Below are 20,053 nucleotides of genomic sequence, written 5' to 3'. Positions count from 1 at the left end.
CCCTGGATTTTGCTCGCCTCTGAAAGGCGAGGGGGGAGCGTAAGCTCCCTGTCTTTGGGCATGCACATGGGCTGGTGCTTTTGACACTGTGATCCAGGCGGAAAACCCCGTAACGTGGCGGCAGTATCGCTTCTTTGGCCCTCTATTAGGTATTCAGAAATGAGAAGGTTAGCAGTCGGTTCGTTGGAATTGCGGTTTTGACCACCGTGCATTCCTGGCTCCCCTTGAAACGTTTGTGACGAACTATGACAACCGCGCCAGTTTCTGCAAGAAGTCCCGGTCGCATTCGCGTGAGACGGGAATGGTGAAGTGACCGTGCTGCGGACGCTGAATGAGGACTTCAAGAAGGCCAAGCCGCGGGGGCCTGGCCGTTGCTTGAAAAGAAACTATGAGGGGACGTCCGTCATGGAGACCGGGAAAGTCGGGCGACTCCTCGTCGCGGTTACACTCTTCGTCCTGGTTGCCGGGTCAGGACTGGGCCGATATGGGCTGATCGCACAGACTCCGCTGGCCGGCACTGCCGATCCGGCCAGACTGGAAAGCACGACAACGGATCTGAGCCACTTCGACACGTCCGGGCATAAGGTCCATTTCGTCACGGTGGAACCGGGCGTCCAACTCGAGGTGCTTGACTGGGGTGGGACAGGGGAAACCCTGGTGTTACTCGCAGGGTTGGGCAACACCGCGCATGTGTTCGACGATTTTGCCTACCAGTTCATCGGTCGATACCATGTCATCGGCATCACGCGCCGGGGGTTTGGCCGATCCAGCCAGCCCGCGCAGGGCTATGACCTCGCGACCAGGGCGAGCGACGATATCAAGGTTCTCGACAGCCTGAACATCCGCGACGCCTCGTTTGTCGGTCACTCTATCGCCGGGACGGAACTGAACAAGATTGGTGCCGCCTACCCGGATCGCGTGAAGAAACTGATCTACCTGGACGCTTCTGATCTCGGGTGGGGTGGGTGGAAAGAGCTTCCTCAACCCCCTGCTTCCCCGGAGCCTGCCGTCGCTGACCTTGGATCGGTGCAAAGTCTGGCCGCATACCTGGCACGTACGGAGGGATACCGAGTACCGATTGCGGAGCTCTGCCATCAAGTCGTGAGGGATCCTGCTGGCAAAATTCTTGACCCGATCACGCCTCCCGAAGTCTCCCGGAAGATCTACAAAGGGCTTGAGCCGGCCGAGTACAACCGCATCAAGGCGCCGGCTCTCGGCATCTTCTTCCCCATGACCGCTCAATACCGTCACCCTTACTACGTGGAACTGGACCGCACCAAGCAAGCGGAATACGAGCGAGCAATCAAACCGCTCGCGGAATGGATCGGGCGTGCCATCCAACACTTCCGCGATGGTGTGAAGGGCTCGAAAGTCGTCGAGATTTCGGAAACATGCCACTACGTGTTCATCAGAGACGAAGCGTGGGTCGTTCGTGAAATGCGCAGGTTTCTTGAGAAGTAATTCTATTTTGTATCAAAAACTCCTTGAGGAATTGCGCCTGATCGAGTCTCTATCGCTAGCTGCAACTGCGCTCTGTTGCATGACACGGGCTGACATACCGACGCGCTCAAAACGAGGCACTCGTAGTCGCAGTCGTGGCGGATCGCTCCTCCGGCGATGTCGGCCCGCGGGACGGCGAGGCAACATGGTCAATGAGGTCGATCAGGCGGATGTCCAGGTGGAGGTAGGGGCCAGTCGGGCGGTCCAAGTAGAGGGCGTCGAAGACCAGCCCCGAGGCGGAGCGACCCGACGTCCGGATCCCCTTGGTGGTCGAGCTGCCATTAGGATGGAAGATTGGCGTCTTTCATCGGTTTCCAGTCGGATGGCGCTCGGATCCTTGATGCCGAATCACCTGTACGAAGCATCCTTTGTGCCTGGTGTCACAGCCCTGTTCTTTACCCGCATTTTCGGTGCGGTTTTACCGGCCCTGCTGCCAATCGAGGGGTTTCGAGCCGCCTCTGGAGCAGAAGAGAACAGATCCATTGAGGGCTCTGACCTGTGGCAGCGTTCCGTAACCCTTGTACTGGCCTGGTTTTCAGCTCTCCGCGGGTAACTTCTTAATAACACCGGGTGGTGCATTCGGACAGTAGTGAACTGCACTCTCGTTTACAGCGTCCGGATCGCCTTTTGAGGACCTCTGAAGGCGTCCGGGGCTCATAAGCAGCAGTCCCTGTTCATCAGTGGACAGATCGTTGCCCGGGGTTATTGAGAAGTTACCTCCGCGGGCTCCAGCAAGATGTAGTATATAGGCAGGTCACAGATCCCAGCCACAACGGAAGCTTGACTGGGGAAACGCGAATCCAGGGAATCTGGGCATGACTTCAAGCGGCTCGGCATTGACTTTACTGTGGAGGTCAAGAAGTTGACTCGCGCAATTCCGCCAGGAACAAGGATCTGGAGGTACACAATCTCTGGCGGAACGCCATCACCCATGAGTATAGTGGCCCCCAGATTTCGGACCACTCGGTAAGTTATCATTGAGGGAGGTCTTACCGAGGGCGAAGCATGGGACAAATCCGCAAGCGACACTCGGCGGCGTTCAAGGCGAAGGTCGCCTTGGAAGCCGCCAAGCAGGACAAGACGATCTCCGAACTGGCCAAGCAGCACCAGATTCACCGGTGCAGATCAGCCAGTGGAAGAAGCAACTCCTGGACGGCCTGGAGGGCCTCTTCGAGAACAGGTCGGCCGCCCGCCGGCCTGACCACGAAAGCTCCAGACCGAGTTGTACGAGCAGATCGGGCGGCTCCAGATGGAGCTGGCCTGGGTGAAAAAAATCTGCCTTGTGAGGTCGAGGCCAAAGAGCCTTAATCGAATCCACGCATCCTCACTTGAGTGTTCGTCGCCAATGTGAGCTGCTGGGACTCAATCGGTCGAGCTTCTACTACGAGCCGGCGACGGAGACCCTCGAGAACCTGAGCCTGATGAGGCGGATCGACGAGCAATATCTCAAGACGCCGTTTACGGCAGCCGCCGCATGACGGCCTGGCTGACGAGGCAGGGAGAGGAGGTCAACCGCAAACGCGTGAGCCGCCTGATGGAATTGATGGGTCTGGAGGCGCTTCATCCCGGGCCTCGAACCACGACGCGAAACCCTGACCACAAGGTTTACCCGTACTTGCTTCGAGACCTGACGATCGAGCGACGCAATCAGGTTTGGTCCACCGACGTGACGTACCTCCCGCTCAACCAGGGCTTCATGTTCCTGGCGGCGGTGATCGACTGGCACAGCCGGTTCGTGCTCTCTTGGCGGCTGTCGAATACGCTCGACGGCCGGTTCTGCCTGGAGGCGTTGGACGCGGCGTTGGAGGGAGGACGCCCCGAGATCTTCAACACCGACCAAGGCGTGCAATTCACGGCGCGGGCCTTCACCGGCCGGCTTGAGGCGGAAGGGATCGCGGTGAGCATGGACGGACGCGGGAGGGCGTTGGACAACGTGTTCGTCGAGCGGCTGTGGCGGTCTCTGAAATACGAGGACATTTATTTGAAAGCATATTGCAGTGCCAGAGAATTGAAAGCCGGCCTTGAAAGGTGGTTTGCGTTTTACAACCACGAGCGCTTGCACCAGAGCTTGGCCTATCGCACGCCCGCCGAGGTCTACCATGGTGCCGAGCCGGTCGGGCCTTGAGAGGGGAGAGCGGGGTGGAGTCCCGCGTTCGTTCCGGCCACCGATTGCATGCCGAGCCGGTCGGGCCTTGAGAGGGGAGAGCGGGGCCGAAGCATAACTTAAAAACCGGGCCGAGTGGTCTGGACATTGGGGACCACTTCAGAGGATTTCGACCCCACGAAACTGGGCAGCACAAAACTGGGGATTGCCCAAGTGAGGCGATGGCGGGTGGTTTGCAGCCGAATGGCCAAGGCGTACGATAGAGTGATGAGGGCGCATAATCTCTCGGTAACAGGCGAGGCACCGTGGAAATGAAGGGTCCAATGATGAGTGAGGTCAAGAAGCAGGTTCCCCGGTTCCACGTCGGCGACTGGGGCACGCTCTATTCCGGCTTCGGAAAGATGGAGGCGAGGGTCGTCGAAGATCTCGGGCCCATCGGCGTTCGCGGTCGGAGGCTCTATCGCGTGGAATCTAAAGAAGACAGGGATAATTCAACGACCTTCGAGGTGTAGGAAGCCGATCTGCAAGCCGCCTCGACCCCGAGAGGCCAATTTTTCTGCGTCAGCTACACGCGGAAGTAAAAGGCGAACGAATGGTGAGCGACCAACAAGAGCGCTGGCGTGATAAGGGGTGTGAAGTCCACGGGAGCTGTCGGCTACTCCACGACCATGTGGGAGGGCGAGCCAGCGGATGATCAACGGCATGCGACGGCTGCTGTCTTGATGGAAGTTGTTCCGCGATTCGGCAACCCGGACCATGGTGACCCCACCTATGAAATTCCCGGCCTGATAGGCGAAGCCGAGAAGCTGGCCGATGAAATATTCCTTGCGAGGCATCCGCGAACTCGGATGGGCCATCCGGTTTGAGCGGCGATCAGGCCCTCCTCGCCTCCCAAAATTACAGCATCCCACCTACTCATTCGTGAGTGTGATCATTTCGTACGATCCGACTAACTCTAGACCCCAGGAAGTTTACGATGCCCTTCGGAATCGACCTCCCCGGACGCGTCAACAATATCCGACTGACTAAGAGTGACTGCTTGCATCCACTATTTGAGGCCGTTGTAAATTCAATTCAAGAGATCGGCGAGGTCAACAGAAAATCAAAGGCGAAGATCACTGGAAGGATTACGGTTCGTATCGATCGGTCGAATTTGCAGAAAATAATTGAGGAGAACGGATTACCTGTAAACAGTCGTCCGATTCAGGGATTTACGGTCGAAGACGATGGGATCGGGTTCACCGAGGAGAATTTTCGATCATTCCAGAGGTCTGACACGACTCGCAAGGTAAAAAAGGGAGGCAAAGGTGTCGGTCGCTTTCTCTGGTTAAAGGCATTCAACATGGTTCACATCGAGAGCGTTTTCTCGGAAAAGGGGGCGTGGTTCCGCAGGTCATTCGATTTCGCCTGTACGGATGACGGTATCGAAAACCATAAACTCGAACCTACCGGAATAAAAACCAGAAACACCGTCATAAAATTGGACGGCCTGAAAACGCCATACCGCGACGTGTGTCCAAAAACATCGAGGGCGATTTCAAAGCAAATCATTGAACACTGCATGCCCTTTTTCGTGATCGGAGCCTGCCCTCAAATCGTAGTCCATGATCCTGACGACGGCTCAGAAATCGACCTGGGCGAGATGTTTGATTCTGATATAAAAATTAGCGAAACTTCGAAGGCGTTCGGCATAAACGGCAGGCTGTTTCGGATTACGCACCTCCTGACACGATCTTCAGAAGAGGCCGAACATCGCCTCCACTTTTGTGCCCATCAGCGGTCCGTGAAGTCCGAAGCTCTAAAGCCAAGAATCCCGAACCTTCATAAAGGCTTACTTGCCTCAGAACAAATGGGGCCGATTTACTACACGGGACTGGTCATCGGCGACTATCTGGACGAGCGAGTCAGCACGGAACGCACGAGATTTGACATCACCGACGATATATTCTCGACTTCCCCCGACGTTGTGCAGTGGAAGGAACTTACACAGAACTGCGTCGGATTGGTCAAAGAATTCCTGTCGCCTTACCTGGCTCCGATCCAGAAGAAAAAAATGGAACAAATTGAGGCATTGGTGCGGGAGCGATCTCCACAATATCGTACGCTCCTCAAACACAGGCCCGCGGTACTTGAGGATATTCCGCCCGACCTCGATGATGATCAACTCGACCTGAAACTGTACGAACAATATATTTATTATGAATCGCAACTACGAACTCAAGCAACCAGCTTGCTGGAGGAGAATGAGCAAGGTTATGAGGAGGTTCGCAAGCACTTCGGCATGTTCATAGAAGAGTGGAATGAGCAAGGCATATCGAAGCTCGCTCAGTATGTTGTTCACCGGAAAGCCACGCTGGAAATCTTCACAAGGCGACTCAAGCTCCGCGGTCAAAAGCATTATGCCTTGGAGGATGCGATCCACAAGCTAATATTTCCCATGCGAAAGACCTCCGATGAGATCCCTTACGACAGCATGAACCTTTGGCTCATTGATGAGAGGCTCGCATATCATTCCTACCTCGCGTCAGACAAGAGGCTAGATCAACTCGAGAACTGCTCGATTGAAGGTGAGGATCGCCCGGATCTACTTATATTTAACTCGCCGTTTGCGTTTTCGGATGACGACGACAATGAAGAGTATAACTCGATCGTGATCATCGAGTTCAAACGGCCGATGCGTAACGATTACAAGCCGACTCCTGACGAAGAAGGGAACGAAGATGCGAAGAAAAACCCAATCAGCCAAGTGCAGAGGTATATCGACAAGATTCGCAACGGAAAAGCGATAGATCGAGAAGGTCGACATATTAATGTGTGCGCAAACGTGAGGTTTTATGTGTATATTGTCTGTGATATTACGCCCAGCTTGCGGCAAATCGCCGTGGAAGCGACATGCTTAAAACGCCGGACGAGCGAGGTTTCTTTAAGTATTTCGCTAACTATAATGCCTATGTCGAAATGATCTCGTTCGATCAGCTTCTCAGTAACGCTAATAAGCGTAATAAAATGTTTTTCGACAAACTTAATCTTCCTGATCGTAAGGGAGGGGCCGCATTGTGACGAGCGGAAATCCGTGGCAGGTTGAGCTGCGGGAATATGGCGATTATGAATTCATTGTATGTATGGATTATCTGTTCGCCGGGGCGATGCCCACTCAACTCGCGAGTCGACTGACATTAGAGGACTCGCGGATGCTATTGTGGAATTTTGCAATCTGAGAATCATCAAGATGATTTTATGGGGGGCATGATTGATGATGCCGTTGAATGAATGCGATTCTCCTTGCTTAAGGCCTGTTTGATCGGGTCGTGGAGGGCGATTCGGTCGTCATGCTCCGCGCAATGGTCGAGAGCGAGTCCCGTGCTGTCGAGAGCGAGTGGTTGGAGTTCAAGGCGTAGTCCTTGGGCCGATTTTCACGGCCGGACGAAGGATTGCGACCCAAAGAGTCTGAAAATAAAGCAGAATTTTATTGAAAAGACATGAAGGCATGTTCTGTCTGCTTTCGCTAACGCACAGGGTGGAGTCCTAATCTGGGGGGCATGCGTAGAAACGCGATGGCGTAGATGAAGCAAAACATTGCAATTGGTGCCGAATCCAAAAGTATTGGCCACCCGACTCATGGAATTGCACCATGAAGCGATGGATCCACCCTTGCCAGGCGTGCGCGTTGAATCTTACATCGACCCAAGGGAAACCGACAAAGGCTTCGTAGTCTGCTTTGTGCCACAAGGCGAGCACGTTCCTTGTCGCGCCGAACACTCCCAAAAACAGGTTTTCTCCGTGTTGGTGATGACTCAATTGTCCCAAGCCGGGTTATTCTGCGTCGCGTTTTCTATCCGCAAGTCCGGCCTCGATTCGAGATTATGACCACGCTGGAGTATGGATGCGCTGGCGAACGATACGACAGAAGATTCAAATTAAAATGACATGTGTTGATTTGTGAGACCGGTAGGGCATAGGCTAAAAATATGAAAAATGCTCTCCACTGGAGATTTCCAGACTTGGTTGCGATCACTGCCGACTCGTCGTGGAAACGTATCTGTATGTATAGGCGTGAATATTGTTTGGCGAATTGCTCAGGCGTTCATCCGGGCTTTTACTTTAATTTTTCGTAACGTAGTGTTGGCCGACCGGAAAATCAATCGTCTCTATGCTTGGTTCAAGTGCGAATGAATTTGGGCCACGATTCACCGAACTGGAAATCGAATACTTCGTGTTTGCTGAGAATTATTAACCTGAGAGACACTTTGTCGTCTTCTCCGATGAAGGCTTTCTCTTGGAGAAAGCTCAGAAGATGAAGGGCGAGGTTGTGAGCTTGAGGGATGGCGATTAAGAGATGGGTTAGTTCGGCCTATCGCGTGATCCTAAAACGCACCCCATCCGCTCCATCCCACGATCCTCGGCCATCCGCACGACGGCGGACGTTCCCTCGGAAACGACGTGAGCGAGTGCGAAGGTAGACCCCTGTAGGGAGGAGGCATCATGACGATGCTTCGTGGCCGGCACGCGGGCATCACCGTGTCCGACAAAGAACTCAATCGCGTCGCCGCTTGAGGCGACTACTTCGGGACCTTCTACGGGGCTTACCACCTGTCCGAGCGTTTGAGGGGCCCATCCAACGCGAGGCTCCGTCTCCTCTGCTCGATGACTGATCTTTCCGGCACCGAGGAGCCGTTCGCTCGCTCGACTGGGACGCGTTGGCCGTCTCCGCGCCCGCCGGTAGCAATGCCTCTTGATTACTACGGAATTGGTTTCGGCGTTTCACCTTCAGAATGGCTTCTGCGTCCGTTCCTTGGCATCGAGCACTCGATCCAGGACGAAGTCGAACGCCTCGGCCGCGTCGGCGTAGTTCGTGGCGTGTTCCCCCTCTGGTTTGTGGATCAATCGCACCGCGCGGTTCTTCTCCCGTAACTGCCGGGCGAGCCGCAGCACGCTGTCGGGAGGCACGATCGTGTCACGGCCACCGGTTGTCACCGAGATCGGCATCGTCAGCTTTTCGGCCGCCAGTTCGGCGGAGCGTTTGCGGTACTCGTCGGGCCTGTCCTGCTTCGACCCGCCGAACGAGGCCGAGATCGCGTCCGGGAACCCGTTGTACTCCACCAGGTTCGCGGTGCCGTTCATCGACACGACGCCGTCGATCAGGTCGGGATGCAGCGAGGCGAACGTCAGGGCCGCCGTGCCGCCCATCGACCCGCCGCTGATCACGAGCTTGCCCACTCGGAATTGGCGCCTCAGATCCTCGATGATCTGAACCAGGTCGGCCTCGGCCGTCGGCCCCATCCAGGACGTCGTTCCGCGATAATCCGGCGAGACAAAGATCATTCGCCGTTTCGCGGCGGCATCGCGTGCGGCCCGGCACTCGTCACGCCCGTTTTTCACGAACTGCCAGCGGTCCGACCCGTGACCATGCAGCGCGATCAGCACCGAAACCTGTGCCGTTGGTTGAAAACCGTCGGGCATCACGATCACGTAACGCTGCTCGCTGCCGTCGAGCCTCGCCGAGAACGCCACGTCGACGGTTTCGGCCGCATTGATTGCGGTCGACGACATGACCCCGGAAACAGCGAGAGCCAAGATGAATCCAGATCCATGGAGAGTCATTCGAGAGTGTCCTACTTTCTTGGAACGTCGCCGTGCTGGTCAGACTCCGAGCATTCTGATCTGGAGACTACGATTCCGCCACTGTCTGGAGCAAGCCCTCGCCCGCGTTCCACTCGCCACAACTGCAAATGGGTCCGGGCGGTTCCAATGCGGGATGGATTTCCTGAACGAAATGTGCAGCCTCGTTCGATACTGTGATCTCGGATTTGTCGGGTTGGCAAGGGAGTTGCCCCCCCCCACGGACCAGTCGGGTGGCGGCGCGGGGAGCGGCGACACGCACCCTTTTTTACGCTCTGCTCACGAATTCTCAAGCGACGAAACGACCCTCCGGCGGAACCGCCCCTGCTTCTCCGCAACTGCTTGCCGCTCGCGTGGAATCTGCTACATTCCGTCGCAGTCGCTACTGTTCCCTGGCAATAATCGCGTGAGACTATTTCATCATGCGCTGGCTTTATTATCACGACCACAAGCCCGAAGATGCCGCCGAGCGGGAGGCCATTATCGCGAAAATCGACGCATGGTGGCGAGCGTTTGACGGTCAGGTTGACAATCTCAAATCGCTCTTCAAACAAGAGGCGCGGTGGGACTTACCCAAGTGGATGGACGACAACCTGCACGCCATTCACCCCGAAATCATGTGGGAATACGGCCCGGCGGTGCTTGGTGAGGGACACCGGCTCGTGCTAACCCCCGAGTCGGCCCATGAGCTTCGGCCCTTGGTTGCCACGATCCTCGAACGCGCCCCGACATCCCCGCCTGGGAATTCTACGACGCCCGGCTTCCGGAGGATCTCGAATCGACGAAATCCACAGTCAAAGCACGCACGGCTTATGACATAGGCGACTTCCTCGTCCGGGCCTCGGTCGGTGACAAACGACAGATCGAGCTCTGTTACTACTCACCTCGCATCAAAATCAGCGACGATAAACAAGCCCTCAATGCAGCGTTTGTTGCGACCGAAACGCTCCTGGGCGAGCGCTGTCTTGACCGCTGGATCGGTACGATTGAAATCAGCCCATTTCCCGAGAATCAGGGCCTGAAATCGCTCCTCGGTCGTGCTCGCGAAGCACCACGCCATGCTATCAAGCTCGACCGGCTCAAGGAAACCGTCGACGCCGCGGTGGAAGGGATTCGCGACCAGCTTCCACCCACCCCGCATTATCAATGGGTGCATGAATCTGGATGGACTGTGTGGGAGCTCGAACCCGACCAGGCTGACGACTTTCTCCACCAGACTGACCTCTTCGTTGCGAAGTCCGCAAACCCCACGATGTGGATTACCGCCCACACTGGCGAGGCATTTTATTCCGAACGTTTCACGCGTTGCGGCGAAACCTTTTGCTATATAAAAATTGACTTGTCTGAAGGGCTGGCCGATTCGTCATTCACCGATAAATCCGAAATCGAACACGCGATTGACAGTGCGCTCATTCCGCACCGCCTGGGGTGCCAGATAGGCGGTGGCATGGGCCTCCGGTACGCATATATCGACCTCGCGCTCACGGACGTCTCCGCCGCAATCACCGCCATCCGCGATTGTCTCCGGGCGGGAAGCATCCCCAAACGCTCCTGGATTCTCTTCTTCGACGCCGACCTCGCGACCGAGTGGGTGGGCCTCTATGATGACACTCCGCCACCGCCGCTGCTGCTGTCGGATGAAGCCTAAAGCCAGGAGTGCAAAAACCAATCGGGAGAGGGGACAAACCATGCGGCGGTCGTCTATTGCGCTTCGTGCCGAAACCCCGCGGGCGTTGTAACCGCCGCTCACTCAGCCGAGTTCGGAGAATTCGGGGTGTGTGGCAAACCCAATTTGGGCATGAGTTCGGAAACGAGGGCTCGATTGCGTGGCGTGGTGCCATGAACCACGCTGGACTGTTAGGATACTCCACCTTGAGGCCGCGAAAGACCATTGCGGTCGCGGCGAGTGTGACTACGATGCACCGGAGCAAAGCTATGAGATGTCGTGTCCAGCGAACCCTGTCTTTTATCGCCGCGATGGCCGGGCTCGGGATGGGTGCGGTCGGCCGCGCTGAGGAGACAAGTCCGCCGAATGGCTTCCGCGCCGTTTTCAATGGAAAGGATCTCTCCGGCTGGCATGGCCTGAACCCGCACCTCGGTGCGAAGCTTACGGGCGAAAAGAAGGCGGCGAACCTCGCCGAGCAACGCGCCGAATTCCCCAAGAACTGGACTGTCGAGAACGGCGAACTGGTCAACGACGGCAAGGGGCCATACGCAACGACCGACGAAGAGTTCGGTGACATCGAGTTACTGGTCGAATACAAGACCGTGCCCAAGGCCGACAGCGGCATTTATCTGCGAGGCGCGCCACAGGTCCAGATTTGGGACGTCAATCAAGTCTTCAATCCCAAAGCACCCACCCGCAAACCTCATCTGGGTTCCGGCGGTCTCTTCAATAACACGCCGGGAACCACCGGACGCCATCCCTTGGTGTTGGCCGACCGTCCGTTTGGCGACTGGAACCAGTTTCGCATTCGCCAGGTCAGTGACCGCACCTGGGTCTGGCTGAACGACAAACTCGTCGTCGACGGCGCCGTCATGGAGAACTACGACGACCGCAACCGGCCGTTGCCTGCGAAAGGACCAATCCTGTTGCAGACTCACGGCGGCGAAATCCGCTGGCGAAACATTTTCGTCCGAGAGATCGGCATCCCTGAGGCCAAGCAGATCCTCAGCGCGGCGGAGGCAGAAACGAAAGCGAAGCTCACGCGAGCCCTGACCTTGCATGCGTCCTTCGACAAGGGGTTGGAGGCGGACTTCGCACGCGGCGATAAAACGTGTTACGTCGTGCAGGGAAAAGGTCTCGAGACCGCCACCCCTCCAGACGAGGTACGGCTGGTCCCCGACGCTGGCCGCTTTGGCGGTGCGCTCCATTTCACGAAGAAAACCAACTTTCGCCCTGCCTTCAAGGACGCAGGAGCGATCGGCTACAACGACAAGAACTGGAATGCTTCCGTTTCCGTCTGGTTGCGTCTGAACCCTGACGAAGACCTGGAACCTGGGTACTGCGACCCCGTCCAGATCGTTGGTGACGACTCCAAGAAGGGCTTCATCTTCCTCGAATGGTCGAAGGACGAAACGCCGCGGTTCTTCCGCTATGCTATTCGCCCACTGTTTCATATCTGGAACCCGGATAACGTCCAGTGGGCCGACATCCCGGTCGCCAAGCGGCCGATGGTGCAAGTGGCACGTGCGCCCTTTTCACGCGAGACGTGGACCCACGTGGTCTTCTCGCTGGAAAACGTCAACGATAAGAGCAAACCGCAGGTTGGTCGGCTGCATCTGAACGGCAAGCTGCAAGGCACGATCGAGAACTGGGATCTCAAATTCGACTGGGATCCTGCACGTGTGCTGTTGGTCCTTGGAGCCGCCTATGTCGGCCAAATGGATGACCTCGCCGTCTTTAATGCGGCACTTACTGATGACGAAGTGAAGCATGTCTATGAGCTGAAGCAAGGCGTGCGAGAACTGAGATAGGTGATTGCCCGCACGTTGTCCCCGCCTCCGCCCCCTCTCCGTTGACGTTTCAGGCGATCATGCCTCCCCGCGGCCGACCGCGTTCTTGCCTCTGGTGACAGGGAGCGACAGCGAGTGTCCCTGTTGCCGGAGGCGGTTGGCCGACGCCGGCTAATCTGCTCCATTCGCGTCCAATCGCCGTACCGATCGGGAGAAACTCCCCCAGCCGCCTGCCTGCCGGATCGCGGGGCCGGGCGGTTTTTGCACAGGGACCTATCGCGGTCGGGCGGCATTGGCGTACTTTCATTGAGAAGTCGATGCGACGGATGAACGCCGGATGGGGAGGACGCGAGAGCGCGGGACCATGCGACGCACTGCTCGTGAGGACATCCGGTCCGTTGAGGACTACCGCGACTACCTTTTGCTGCTCGTGCGGCTCCAGTTGGGGTCTCGCCCCCGGGCGAAACTGGATGCTTCCGACGTTGTCCAGCAGGCGATCCTCCACGCTCACGAGAGACGCGATCAATTTCGGGGCGGGACCGAGGGCGAGTTGTTGGCCTGGCTCCGCGCGATCCTGGCAAATGCGCTGGCGGCCGCGGTTCGGCGGCTCGACACTCGGGCCCGCGATCCCGGCCGGGAACGGTCGCTGGAGGCGGAACTGGAGCGTTCGTCTTCCCGGATGGAGGGCCTGCTCGCGGCCGACCAGACGTCTCCGAGCGAGGGGGCCGTTCGCGACGAGGAGGTGCTACGGCTCGCGCACGCGATCGCTCGGCTGCCGGAGGACCAGCGGCGGGTCGTGGAGCTGCATTACTTGAATGGGCTCACGGTGGCCGATGTAGCGGAGCAGATCGGGCGGACGCGCCCGGCCGCGGTCGGCTTGCTCTTTCGCGGGTTGAAGCGGCTCCGCGAGCTGCTCCATGAACCGGGGGAGTCGGCCCATGGGGCCTGAACTCACCGGCGAGCCGACCCAGGAAGAGCGGCGCAACCAGGTTCTCCTGGCCTACGTCGAGGCGCTCGAAGCGGGCCGGGAGCCCGACCGAAGCCAGCTCATTGCGGCCCACCCCGACCTCCAGCAAGATCTCGAGGCGTTCCTTGCCGGCCACGACGAGGTCGCACGGCTCACGGCTCCCCTCCGTGCCGTCGGACTGGGCGACGCCCGTGCTCCGTTCGGTCTGCCTCGCGAGGGGCCGAACCCATCGCCTCCGGGCATCGGTGAGATCGGCGACTTCCGCCTCCTCCGCGAGGTGGGGCGGGGGGGAATGGGGGTCGTCTACGAGGCCGAGCAGATCTCGCTCCGGCGGCGTGTTGCGCTGAAGGTTCTTCCGTTCGCCTCGGCCATCGACCCCCGCCGCTTGCAGCGTTTCAAGACCGAGGCGCTGACGGCTGCGCATGTGCAGCACGAGAAAATCGTTCCGGTGCATGCGGTCGGCTCCGAGCGAGGCGTCCACTATTACGCGATGCAATTCATCGAGGGACAGAGCCTCGCCGCCCTCATCGGGGAACTTCGCCGCCTTCGCGATGAGCAAGGGCCCCGCCTATCACCGGCCGAGGGGGAGCAGGACGATCGGGCGGTTGACGCCGATCTCGACTTAAGGCTCCACGAGCCGGGTTCCGGGGGCGAGGTTGCGCATGCCACGACGACCATTTCCCGCGAACGGTCGGCGGACCGCCGCCGTTATTTCGATCGAGCGGCCGGGCTGGCTCGGCAGGCGGCGCTGGCGTTGGAGCACGCCCACCAGGCGGGGATCGTGCATCGCGACGTCAAGCCAGGCAACCTCTTGCTGGACCTTCGGGGGCAGCTCTGGGTCACCGACTTCGGCCTCGCCCAGGTCACCGGCGATCCCGGGCTCACGATCACAGGGGAGCTCTTGGGCACGCTCCGCTACGCCAGTCCCGAGCAGGTCCTCGCCCGCCGCGGAATCGTCGATCACCGCAGTGACATCTATTCGCTGGGCGCAACGCTCTACGAGCTCCTGACCTTGCACCCTCCCTTCGAGGGCCGTGACCGCCACGCGCTGATTCGGCTGATCGCCGAGGACGATCCCGCCTCACCCTCCGACCTGGACCGCACCGTCCCGCCGGAGCTGGAGACGATCGTCCTGAAAGCGTTGCGCAAGGATCCAGGCGACCGCTACGGCACGGCGCAGGAGCTGGCCGACGACCTCCAGCGCTTCCTCGACGCCCGGCCGATCCTGGCCCGACGGCCGACGGCCGCTGAGCGGCTTCGGGCCTGGTCGCGACGGCATCCGACGGCCGTCAGGGCCGGAGCCGTGGCGTTGATCCTCCTCTCGGCCGCGTCCCTGGTTAGCACCGCTCTCGTCCGTGGCGAGCAGGCAAAGACGCTGGTCGAGCAGCGGAAGGCGGAATCGGCGTACCGTCGTGAGCGTCAGCGTGCGGAAGAAGCCGAGGCCCGCTTTCGCCTGGCCCGCCGCGCGGTCGACGAGCTGATCCAGGTCAGTGAGGAGGAACTTGCCCACCGCCCAGGCATGGCGGGGCTCCGCAAGCGCCTGCTCGCGTCGGCATTGGCCTACTATCGGGAGTTTGTCGAACAGCGTCGGAGCGACCCAGACGCGCAAGCCGAACTGCGGGACACCACGCGACGGGTCGAGACGATCCTGGCCGATCTGGCGGTCCTTCGCGCCGCGGGGGAGCTCTACCTGCTTGCTCAGCCCTCGGCGCTCAACGATCTTCGGCTCGACAAGGGCCAGAGGGCAAGGGTGGCCGACCTCTCCGACCGGGCCGGGAGGCGCTGGCGGGAGTCCTTCGGAGACCCGGCGAACCTGCCTCCCCCGGCCGAGCGCGTGCGGATCGCCCTGGAGCAGGCCCGCGCCAACGAGGAGGAGGTTGACGCGATCCTGACACCATCCCAGCGCGTCCGGCTCCGCCAGATTGCCCTCCAGTCGGAGGGGCCGACCGCCTTCCGGGAGCCGGAGATTATTGAGGCGCTCGGGCTCACACCGGGGCAGCGCGAGCAGATCCGCGCGATCGAGGAGGAGTCCCTCCTCGGCCAGAGACGCGAACTGCAAGCGGGCAAGCTGGCTGAGGTGGCCGGCAAGCCGGCGATGGAACGCATCGTGGCCGCTCTGACCGCAGAGCAGACGCGGCGATGGAAGGAGATGGCCGGCGAGCCGATCCGAGGCACGTTGAACGCCTTCCCCACGCCGTTTCGGACGCAGCGCGACTCGAGGCGGACGTCGCGCTGAAGAGGGCGCGAGGCGCCGGAATGCGCGACTGCCGAAAAAAAAATGAATCTGACGACGGGCGCGCGACACCCGCCGCCGGATCGCATCTCTTACTCCTGGGGGAGCGTTGTCGACTGTCCGATCGCACCGCCTTCGCCCACGTGTAACGGCTCCTCGTTCAACTCCACGAGAGGTCACTCCATGCACCGACGAGCCCTCGCCGTAGCGACCGTGTTGGCCTGCTGCACCCTCTTATTCGCCGGACCCTCCGTGCTCGTCTCGGGGGTCGCGGACGATGGTGATGAGCAGAAGGCCGCCGGCGCGGACTTCTTCGGCCTGACCAAGGTCGTGAACCTCCACGTCGAGATTCCGGTGGAAGAGTATCGGGCGATGCAGCCTCCGCCCCCGGCCCCGCCCGGAGTCCCGGGCGGTCCGCCACCGGCCTCTCGTCCGAGGAAGCCAGGGGGGCGTGAGAGCGAACGGAACCTCTTCGGCGTCGAGTTCCCCTGGGCACGCGGGGCCGTCACGGCGGAGGGGAAGACGTATCAGGGCGTCGGCCTTCGCTACTCGGGGAACGCCTCCTACATGGCGTCGGCCTTCGGGCTGAAGCGTTCCCTCCTGGTCGATCTGAACCGCGCCGAACATGTCGATTTTCACGGGCTCCGCGCGATGCAGCTTCAAGGCGGCGCGCTCGATCCCACAAAGGCACGCGAGGCGCTCGCCTTCGCCCGCTTTCGCGAGGCCGGCGTGCCCGCGCCTCGTACGGCCCTGGCCGAGGTGACGCTCTCCGTCCCGGGCCAACACGAGAAGGTTTACCTTGGACTCTATACTCTCGTCGAGCCCGTGGACCGGCCGTTTCTGAAGGACCGGTTCCACACGGACAAGGGCCTGCTCCTGAGGCCGCAGGGGCTCCGCGGTCTCGACTTCCTCGGCGACGACTGGGAGAAATACCGGGGGCCGTACCGTCCCCTGGCCGAGCCGACCCCGGATGAGGCGAAGCGCCTCATTGAGTTCCTCCGCCTCGTCCAGCAGGGAGAAGACGAGCGTTTTCGGAACGAGATCGGCTCGTACCTTGATGTCGACAAGTTCCTGCGGTTCATGGCGGTCCAGGCGTTGATCGCGAACGCCGATGGCTTCTTCACGCTCGGCTACAACTATTCCCTCTTCCTCGACCCGAATACCCATCGATTCGTCTTCATCCCGGGCGACCAGGAGCTGTCGTTCGCGAACTTCGCGATGATGGGCTCGTTCGATCAGCTTATGGATATGAGCCTGGCTCGACCCTACGGCGGGGTGAACCGGCTGGCCGACCGATTGCTCGCCATCAAGGAGGTTCGCGACGCGCATCAGGAGATCGTCAAGGAACTCGCCTCGACCGTCTTCCGCAAGGACCGCTTTCTGGCGGATGTCGCCGCGATCGAGGGCGCGACGAAGCCGATGATCGAGCGGGAGGCGGCGGCGCGGGCCGCGCGGGCGGAGCCGCCCGCCGGCTTTGGCCCTCCGGGAGCCCCGGCGGCCCCCGACCTGCGGACGTTCGCCGAGAAGCGATCCGCCTCGGTTGCAGATCAGATCGCGGGAAAGAGGGACGGCTACCGGCCTCAGTTCAACTTCGGGCCGCCGGGCCGTAATCCTCCGCTCCCGCCGATGGACGACAAGACGATCGGCGAGGTCGTCAAGGCCCCCACTGGGTTCAAGGTCAGCCTCTTCGCGGCGCCGCCGAAGGTCGGCTACCCGGTGGCCCTGTCCGTGGCCCCCGACGGCGCATTGTACGTGGCCGTGGACGAGCAAGGCTCGCTCGGCCGCACGCCGGGGGGCGGCCGGGTGGTGCGCTGCGTCGACGAGGACGGCGACGGCAAAGCCGACCGTGTGAACGTGTTCGCCAGGATGGAGCACCCGCGGTCTGATCGCCCAGGATGGCAACGTCTGGGTCCTGCACCCGCCGCTCCTGAGCGTCTTCCGCGACGAGGACGGCGACGGCGTCTCCGACCGTCAGGAGGTCCTCGTCTCGGGCCTGACAACCAGCCAGATCGACGAGCGGGGCGGTGACCACACGACCAACGGGATCCGCATGGGGCTCGATGGCTGGATCTACATCGCCGTCGGCGATTACGGGTTTCACGGGGCGAAGGGGAAGGACGGTACGACCTTGTCGCAACGTGGAGGCGGCATCCTCCGCGTGAGGCCCGACGGTACGGAGTTGGAGGTCTTCGCGATCGGGCTCCGCAACCCGTTCGCCATCGCGATCGACCCGGACATGAACCTCTTCACGAGGGACAATACCAACGATGGGGCCGGCTGGGATGTGCGCGTGAGCCACCTGATCCAGACCGCCGACTACGGCTATACCCAACGGTTCACCAACTATCCCGATGAGATCATGCCGCCGCTCGGCGCCTTCGGCCAGGGGGGTGGGACGGGTGCCCTGTCGCTCCAGGACGATCGCTGGCCCGAGGCCTATCGCAGCGTGCTCCTGACGGGCGACTGGGGCCGAAGCGAAGTCTACCGGCACGACCTGAGGCCGGCAGGGGCCTCCTTCCTCGCGACTCAGGGCGTCTTCCTCTCCATCCCCCGGCCGACTGGTATGGATCTCGGGAGCGACGGCCGGCTCTATGTGGCGAGCTGGCGCGGGGGTGAGGCCAGCGTCCATGTCGGGCCGCAGGTTGGCTTTCTCGCGTGCGTGACCCCTCCCGGTTGGACGGCGACCGAACGTCTCGACCCGAGAACGGCCGTTCTGAGCGAACTGATGGACGGCATGTGCGGCCCGAATGCGGCCTCGCGTTTCGATTCTCAGCGCGAAATCCTCCGTCGCGGGCGAACGATCGAGACGACCCGGGTTCTCGCTGAGCTGGCGTCCGACCCCTCCAGGCCCGTACCCGGGCGGGTCGCGGCGCTTTTTGCACTGAAGCAACTCGACGGCAACGGGGCTCACGGCGTCTTGCAGAAGCTCGCCGAGGACGCCGCCGTCCGCGAGTTCGCGTTGTTGGCCTTGGCCGACCGCAGGACGGAGCTCGAAGGCGTCGAGCCCAGCCTCTTCATCGCGGCCCTGGCCGACCCCTCGGCCCGGGTCCGGGCGCGAGCCTTGATTGCGCTGGGGCGTCTGGGGGATGCCTCGGCGGCCGCGAGCCTGGTCCCCTTGACCTCGCGTCCCGAGGACTCGCCGATGCCGACGGCGAGGCCGGTGAATTCTCAGCCAGACCCGGATCGGGTCTTGCCCCACCTGGCGATGCGGGCCCTGGTCGCGCTTCACGCGGTGGACGCCTGCCTGGACGCTATCGACGGCCCCCATCGCGAGGGGGCCCTCCGCGCCTTGCGCTCCATGCACGATCCGAGGGCCGTTGAGGGACTCGTCAAGAAACTGGGGGCAGCCCGCTCTCCCGAAGTTCGCCGCGAACTCCTGGCCACGTTGGTGCGGCTCTATCATCGCGAGGCGGACTATGAGGGGAGCTGGTGGGGCATCCGGCCCGACGCGACGGGCCCGTACTTCGACCCCCGGAAGTGGGAGGCCAGCGGGAGGATCGCCTCGGTCCTCAAGGCCGCAATCCTCGATGACGACGCCGAGACCGCGACATTCCTTCGCAAGGAGCTGGCCCGGCAGCGTGTCCGCCTCACGGGGCTGCCTACCGACCTGGCGACCGGTCCGTCGAAGGCCGAGGAGGAGATCCGCGTCCTCATCGCCAAGGCCGACCCGAAGAACAAGGACCAGATCGGCAATATGTCGTACGAGGCCGCGGCGAGGCGGGCTCTCCAGGCAAAGGGAGACGCGGAGCGGGGCAGGGGGCTCTTCGCCGCGCAGTCGTGTCGCGCCTGCCACACCGATGCGGACGGCCAGACGCCCAAAGGGCCGCACCTGGTCGACATCGGCAAACGCTACAGCCCTGCCGAGCTCGTGGAATCCATCCTGAAGTCGAGCGCCAAGATCGCCCAGGGTTATGAGGCTTATGGCTTCGCCATGGCCGACGGCCGCGTTTTCACCGGCTTCGTGGTCAGCGAAGGGGCTTCGGTTGTGCAGGTCCGCGAGTCGTCGGGTGCCTTGCGCGAGCTGAAGCGTTCGGACATCGAGGAACGCCGCCGGCAAGAATTGTCGGCGATGCCCGAGGGGATCGCCGACACCTTAACGCCCGAGCAGCTCGCCGACCTCGTCTCCTATCTCCAGTCATTGACCCCTTGAGTCTTTCCACACGAGCCGGGATGT

12 protein-coding genes and 1 pseudogene are annotated in these 20,053 nt (G+C 60.7%); 11 read left to right on the top strand and 2 right to left on the bottom strand.

The genetic code is table 11. The features are described from left to right. Positions 1 to 309: 309 nt before the first annotated feature. The 4 genes and pseudogenes from V5E97_RS24780 (at position 310) to V5E97_RS24765 (ending at position 6,566) form a co-directional block, all read left to right on the top strand. Positions 310 to 1,461: an alpha/beta fold hydrolase gene (locus tag V5E97_RS24780; RefSeq protein ID WP_406694268.1), complete on the top strand. Its 1,152-nt coding sequence runs from the start codon at positions 310 to 312 to the stop codon at positions 1,459 to 1,461. Positions 1,462 to 2,505: 1,044 nt separating this feature from the next. Next, a pseudogene (locus V5E97_RS24775) lies at positions 2,506 to 3,625 on the top strand (IS3 family transposase). A gap of 290 nt (positions 3,626 to 3,915) precedes the next feature. Then, positions 3,916 to 4,116 carry a hypothetical protein gene (locus tag V5E97_RS24770; RefSeq protein WP_406694267.1) on the top strand — a complete coding sequence of 67 codons (201 nt, stop codon included), beginning with the start codon at positions 3,916 to 3,918 and terminating at the stop codon, positions 4,114 to 4,116. Between the two features lie 464 nt (positions 4,117 to 4,580). Beyond that, positions 4,581 to 6,566: an ATP-binding protein gene (locus V5E97_RS24765; protein WP_406694266.1), complete on the top strand. Its 1,986-nt coding sequence runs from the start codon at positions 4,581 to 4,583 to the stop codon at positions 6,564 to 6,566. 1,805 nt (positions 6,567 to 8,371) lie between these two features. Here V5E97_RS24765 and V5E97_RS24760 read toward each other — a convergent pair. Beyond that, positions 8,372 to 9,205 carry an alpha/beta hydrolase family protein gene (locus V5E97_RS24760; protein WP_406694265.1) on the bottom strand — a complete coding sequence of 278 codons (834 nt, stop codon included), beginning with the start codon at positions 9,203 to 9,205 and terminating at the stop codon, positions 8,372 to 8,374. A 440-nt stretch (positions 9,206 to 9,645) separates the two neighbouring features. On the opposite strand from V5E97_RS24760, the gene V5E97_RS24755 reads away from it, so the two are divergent. Next, positions 9,646 to 10,044, top strand: coding sequence for a hypothetical protein (locus V5E97_RS24755; RefSeq protein WP_406694264.1), 399 nt, complete (start codon positions 9,646 to 9,648; stop codon positions 10,042 to 10,044). A gap of 59 nt (positions 10,045 to 10,103) precedes the next feature. On the opposite strand, the gene V5E97_RS24750 is transcribed toward V5E97_RS24755, so the two are convergent. Beyond that, entirely contained in the window at positions 10,104 to 10,283 is a 180-nt protein-coding gene (locus V5E97_RS24750) for a hypothetical protein (protein ID WP_406694263.1), read from the bottom strand. A gap of 42 nt (positions 10,284 to 10,325) precedes the next feature. Here V5E97_RS24750 and V5E97_RS24745 point away from each other — a divergent pair, with 42 nt between their 5' ends. The 6 genes from V5E97_RS24745 to V5E97_RS24720 all read left to right on the top strand — a co-directional run bounded on the left by V5E97_RS24745 (position 10,326) and on the right by V5E97_RS24720 (position 20,029). Further along, on the top strand, positions 10,326 to 10,871 hold the full coding sequence (locus tag V5E97_RS24745; protein WP_406694262.1) for a hypothetical protein: 546 nt from the start codon (positions 10,326 to 10,328) through the stop codon (positions 10,869 to 10,871). Positions 10,872 to 11,158: 287 nt separating this feature from the next. After that, a complete protein-coding gene (locus V5E97_RS24740) occupies positions 11,159 to 12,700 on the top strand; it encodes a 3-keto-alpha-glucoside-1,2-lyase-like domain-containing protein (RefSeq protein WP_406694261.1) in 1,542 nt (513 codons plus the stop codon). Positions 12,701 to 13,043: 343 nt separating this feature from the next. Continuing rightward, the gene (locus tag V5E97_RS24735; RefSeq protein ID WP_406694260.1) at positions 13,044 to 13,628 is read left to right on the top strand and encodes a sigma-70 family RNA polymerase sigma factor; all 585 of its coding nucleotides are present in this window, start codon (positions 13,044 to 13,046) and stop codon (positions 13,626 to 13,628) included. Continuing rightward, positions 13,618 to 15,882 (top strand): serine/threonine-protein kinase, encoded by a 2,265-nt coding sequence (locus tag V5E97_RS24730; protein ID WP_406694259.1) that lies wholly within the window; start codon positions 13,618 to 13,620, stop codon positions 15,880 to 15,882. Before V5E97_RS24735 ends, V5E97_RS24730 begins: the two co-directional genes overlap by 11 nt. Positions 15,883 to 16,062: 180 nt before the next feature. Beyond that, complete coding sequence (locus tag V5E97_RS24725; protein WP_406694258.1) at positions 16,063 to 17,907, top strand: CotH kinase family protein; 1,845 nt, start codon at positions 16,063 to 16,065, stop codon at positions 17,905 to 17,907. Continuing rightward, positions 17,792 to 20,029, top strand: a complete 2,238-nt coding sequence (locus V5E97_RS24720) for a PQQ-dependent sugar dehydrogenase (protein WP_475297070.1) — start codon at positions 17,792 to 17,794, stop codon at positions 20,027 to 20,029. Before V5E97_RS24725 ends, V5E97_RS24720 begins: the two co-directional genes overlap by 116 nt. Positions 20,030 to 20,053: the final 24 nt, after the last annotated feature.

The organism is Singulisphaera photorubra (genome assembly GCF_045290345.1).
In the GTDB taxonomy this organism is placed as follows: domain Bacteria; phylum Planctomycetota; class Planctomycetia; order Isosphaerales; family Isosphaeraceae; genus Singulisphaera.
The sequence above is the reverse complement of the archived record's forward strand: the minus strand, read 5'-3'. Positions and strand labels throughout refer to the sequence as shown.

Excerpts from the sequence above, each read along its gene's own strand:
- V5E97_RS24770 (WP_406694267.1), top strand. The coding sequence starts at position 3,916 with ATGAAGGGTCCAATGATGAGTGAGGTCAAGAAGCAGGTTCCCCGGTTC.
- V5E97_RS24765 (WP_406694266.1), top strand. The coding sequence starts at position 4,581 with ATGCCCTTCGGAATCGACCTCCCCGGACGCGTCAACAATATCCGACTG.
- V5E97_RS24760 (WP_406694265.1), bottom strand. The coding sequence starts at position 9,205 with ATGACTCTCCATGGATCTGGATTCATCTTGGCTCTCGCTGTTTCCGGG.
- V5E97_RS24755 (WP_406694264.1), top strand. The coding sequence starts at position 9,646 with ATGCGCTGGCTTTATTATCACGACCACAAGCCCGAAGATGCCGCCGAG.
- V5E97_RS24750 (WP_406694263.1), bottom strand. The coding sequence starts at position 10,283 with ATGGCGTGGTGCTTCGCGAGCACGACCGAGGAGCGATTTCAGGCCCTG.
- V5E97_RS24740 (WP_406694261.1), top strand. The coding sequence starts at position 11,159 with ATGAGATGTCGTGTCCAGCGAACCCTGTCTTTTATCGCCGCGATGGCC.
- V5E97_RS24735 (WP_406694260.1), top strand. The coding sequence starts at position 13,044 with ATGCGACGCACTGCTCGTGAGGACATCCGGTCCGTTGAGGACTACCGC.
- V5E97_RS24730 (WP_406694259.1), top strand. The coding sequence starts at position 13,618 with ATGGGGCCTGAACTCACCGGCGAGCCGACCCAGGAAGAGCGGCGCAAC.
- V5E97_RS24725 (WP_406694258.1), top strand. The coding sequence starts at position 16,063 with ATGCACCGACGAGCCCTCGCCGTAGCGACCGTGTTGGCCTGCTGCACC.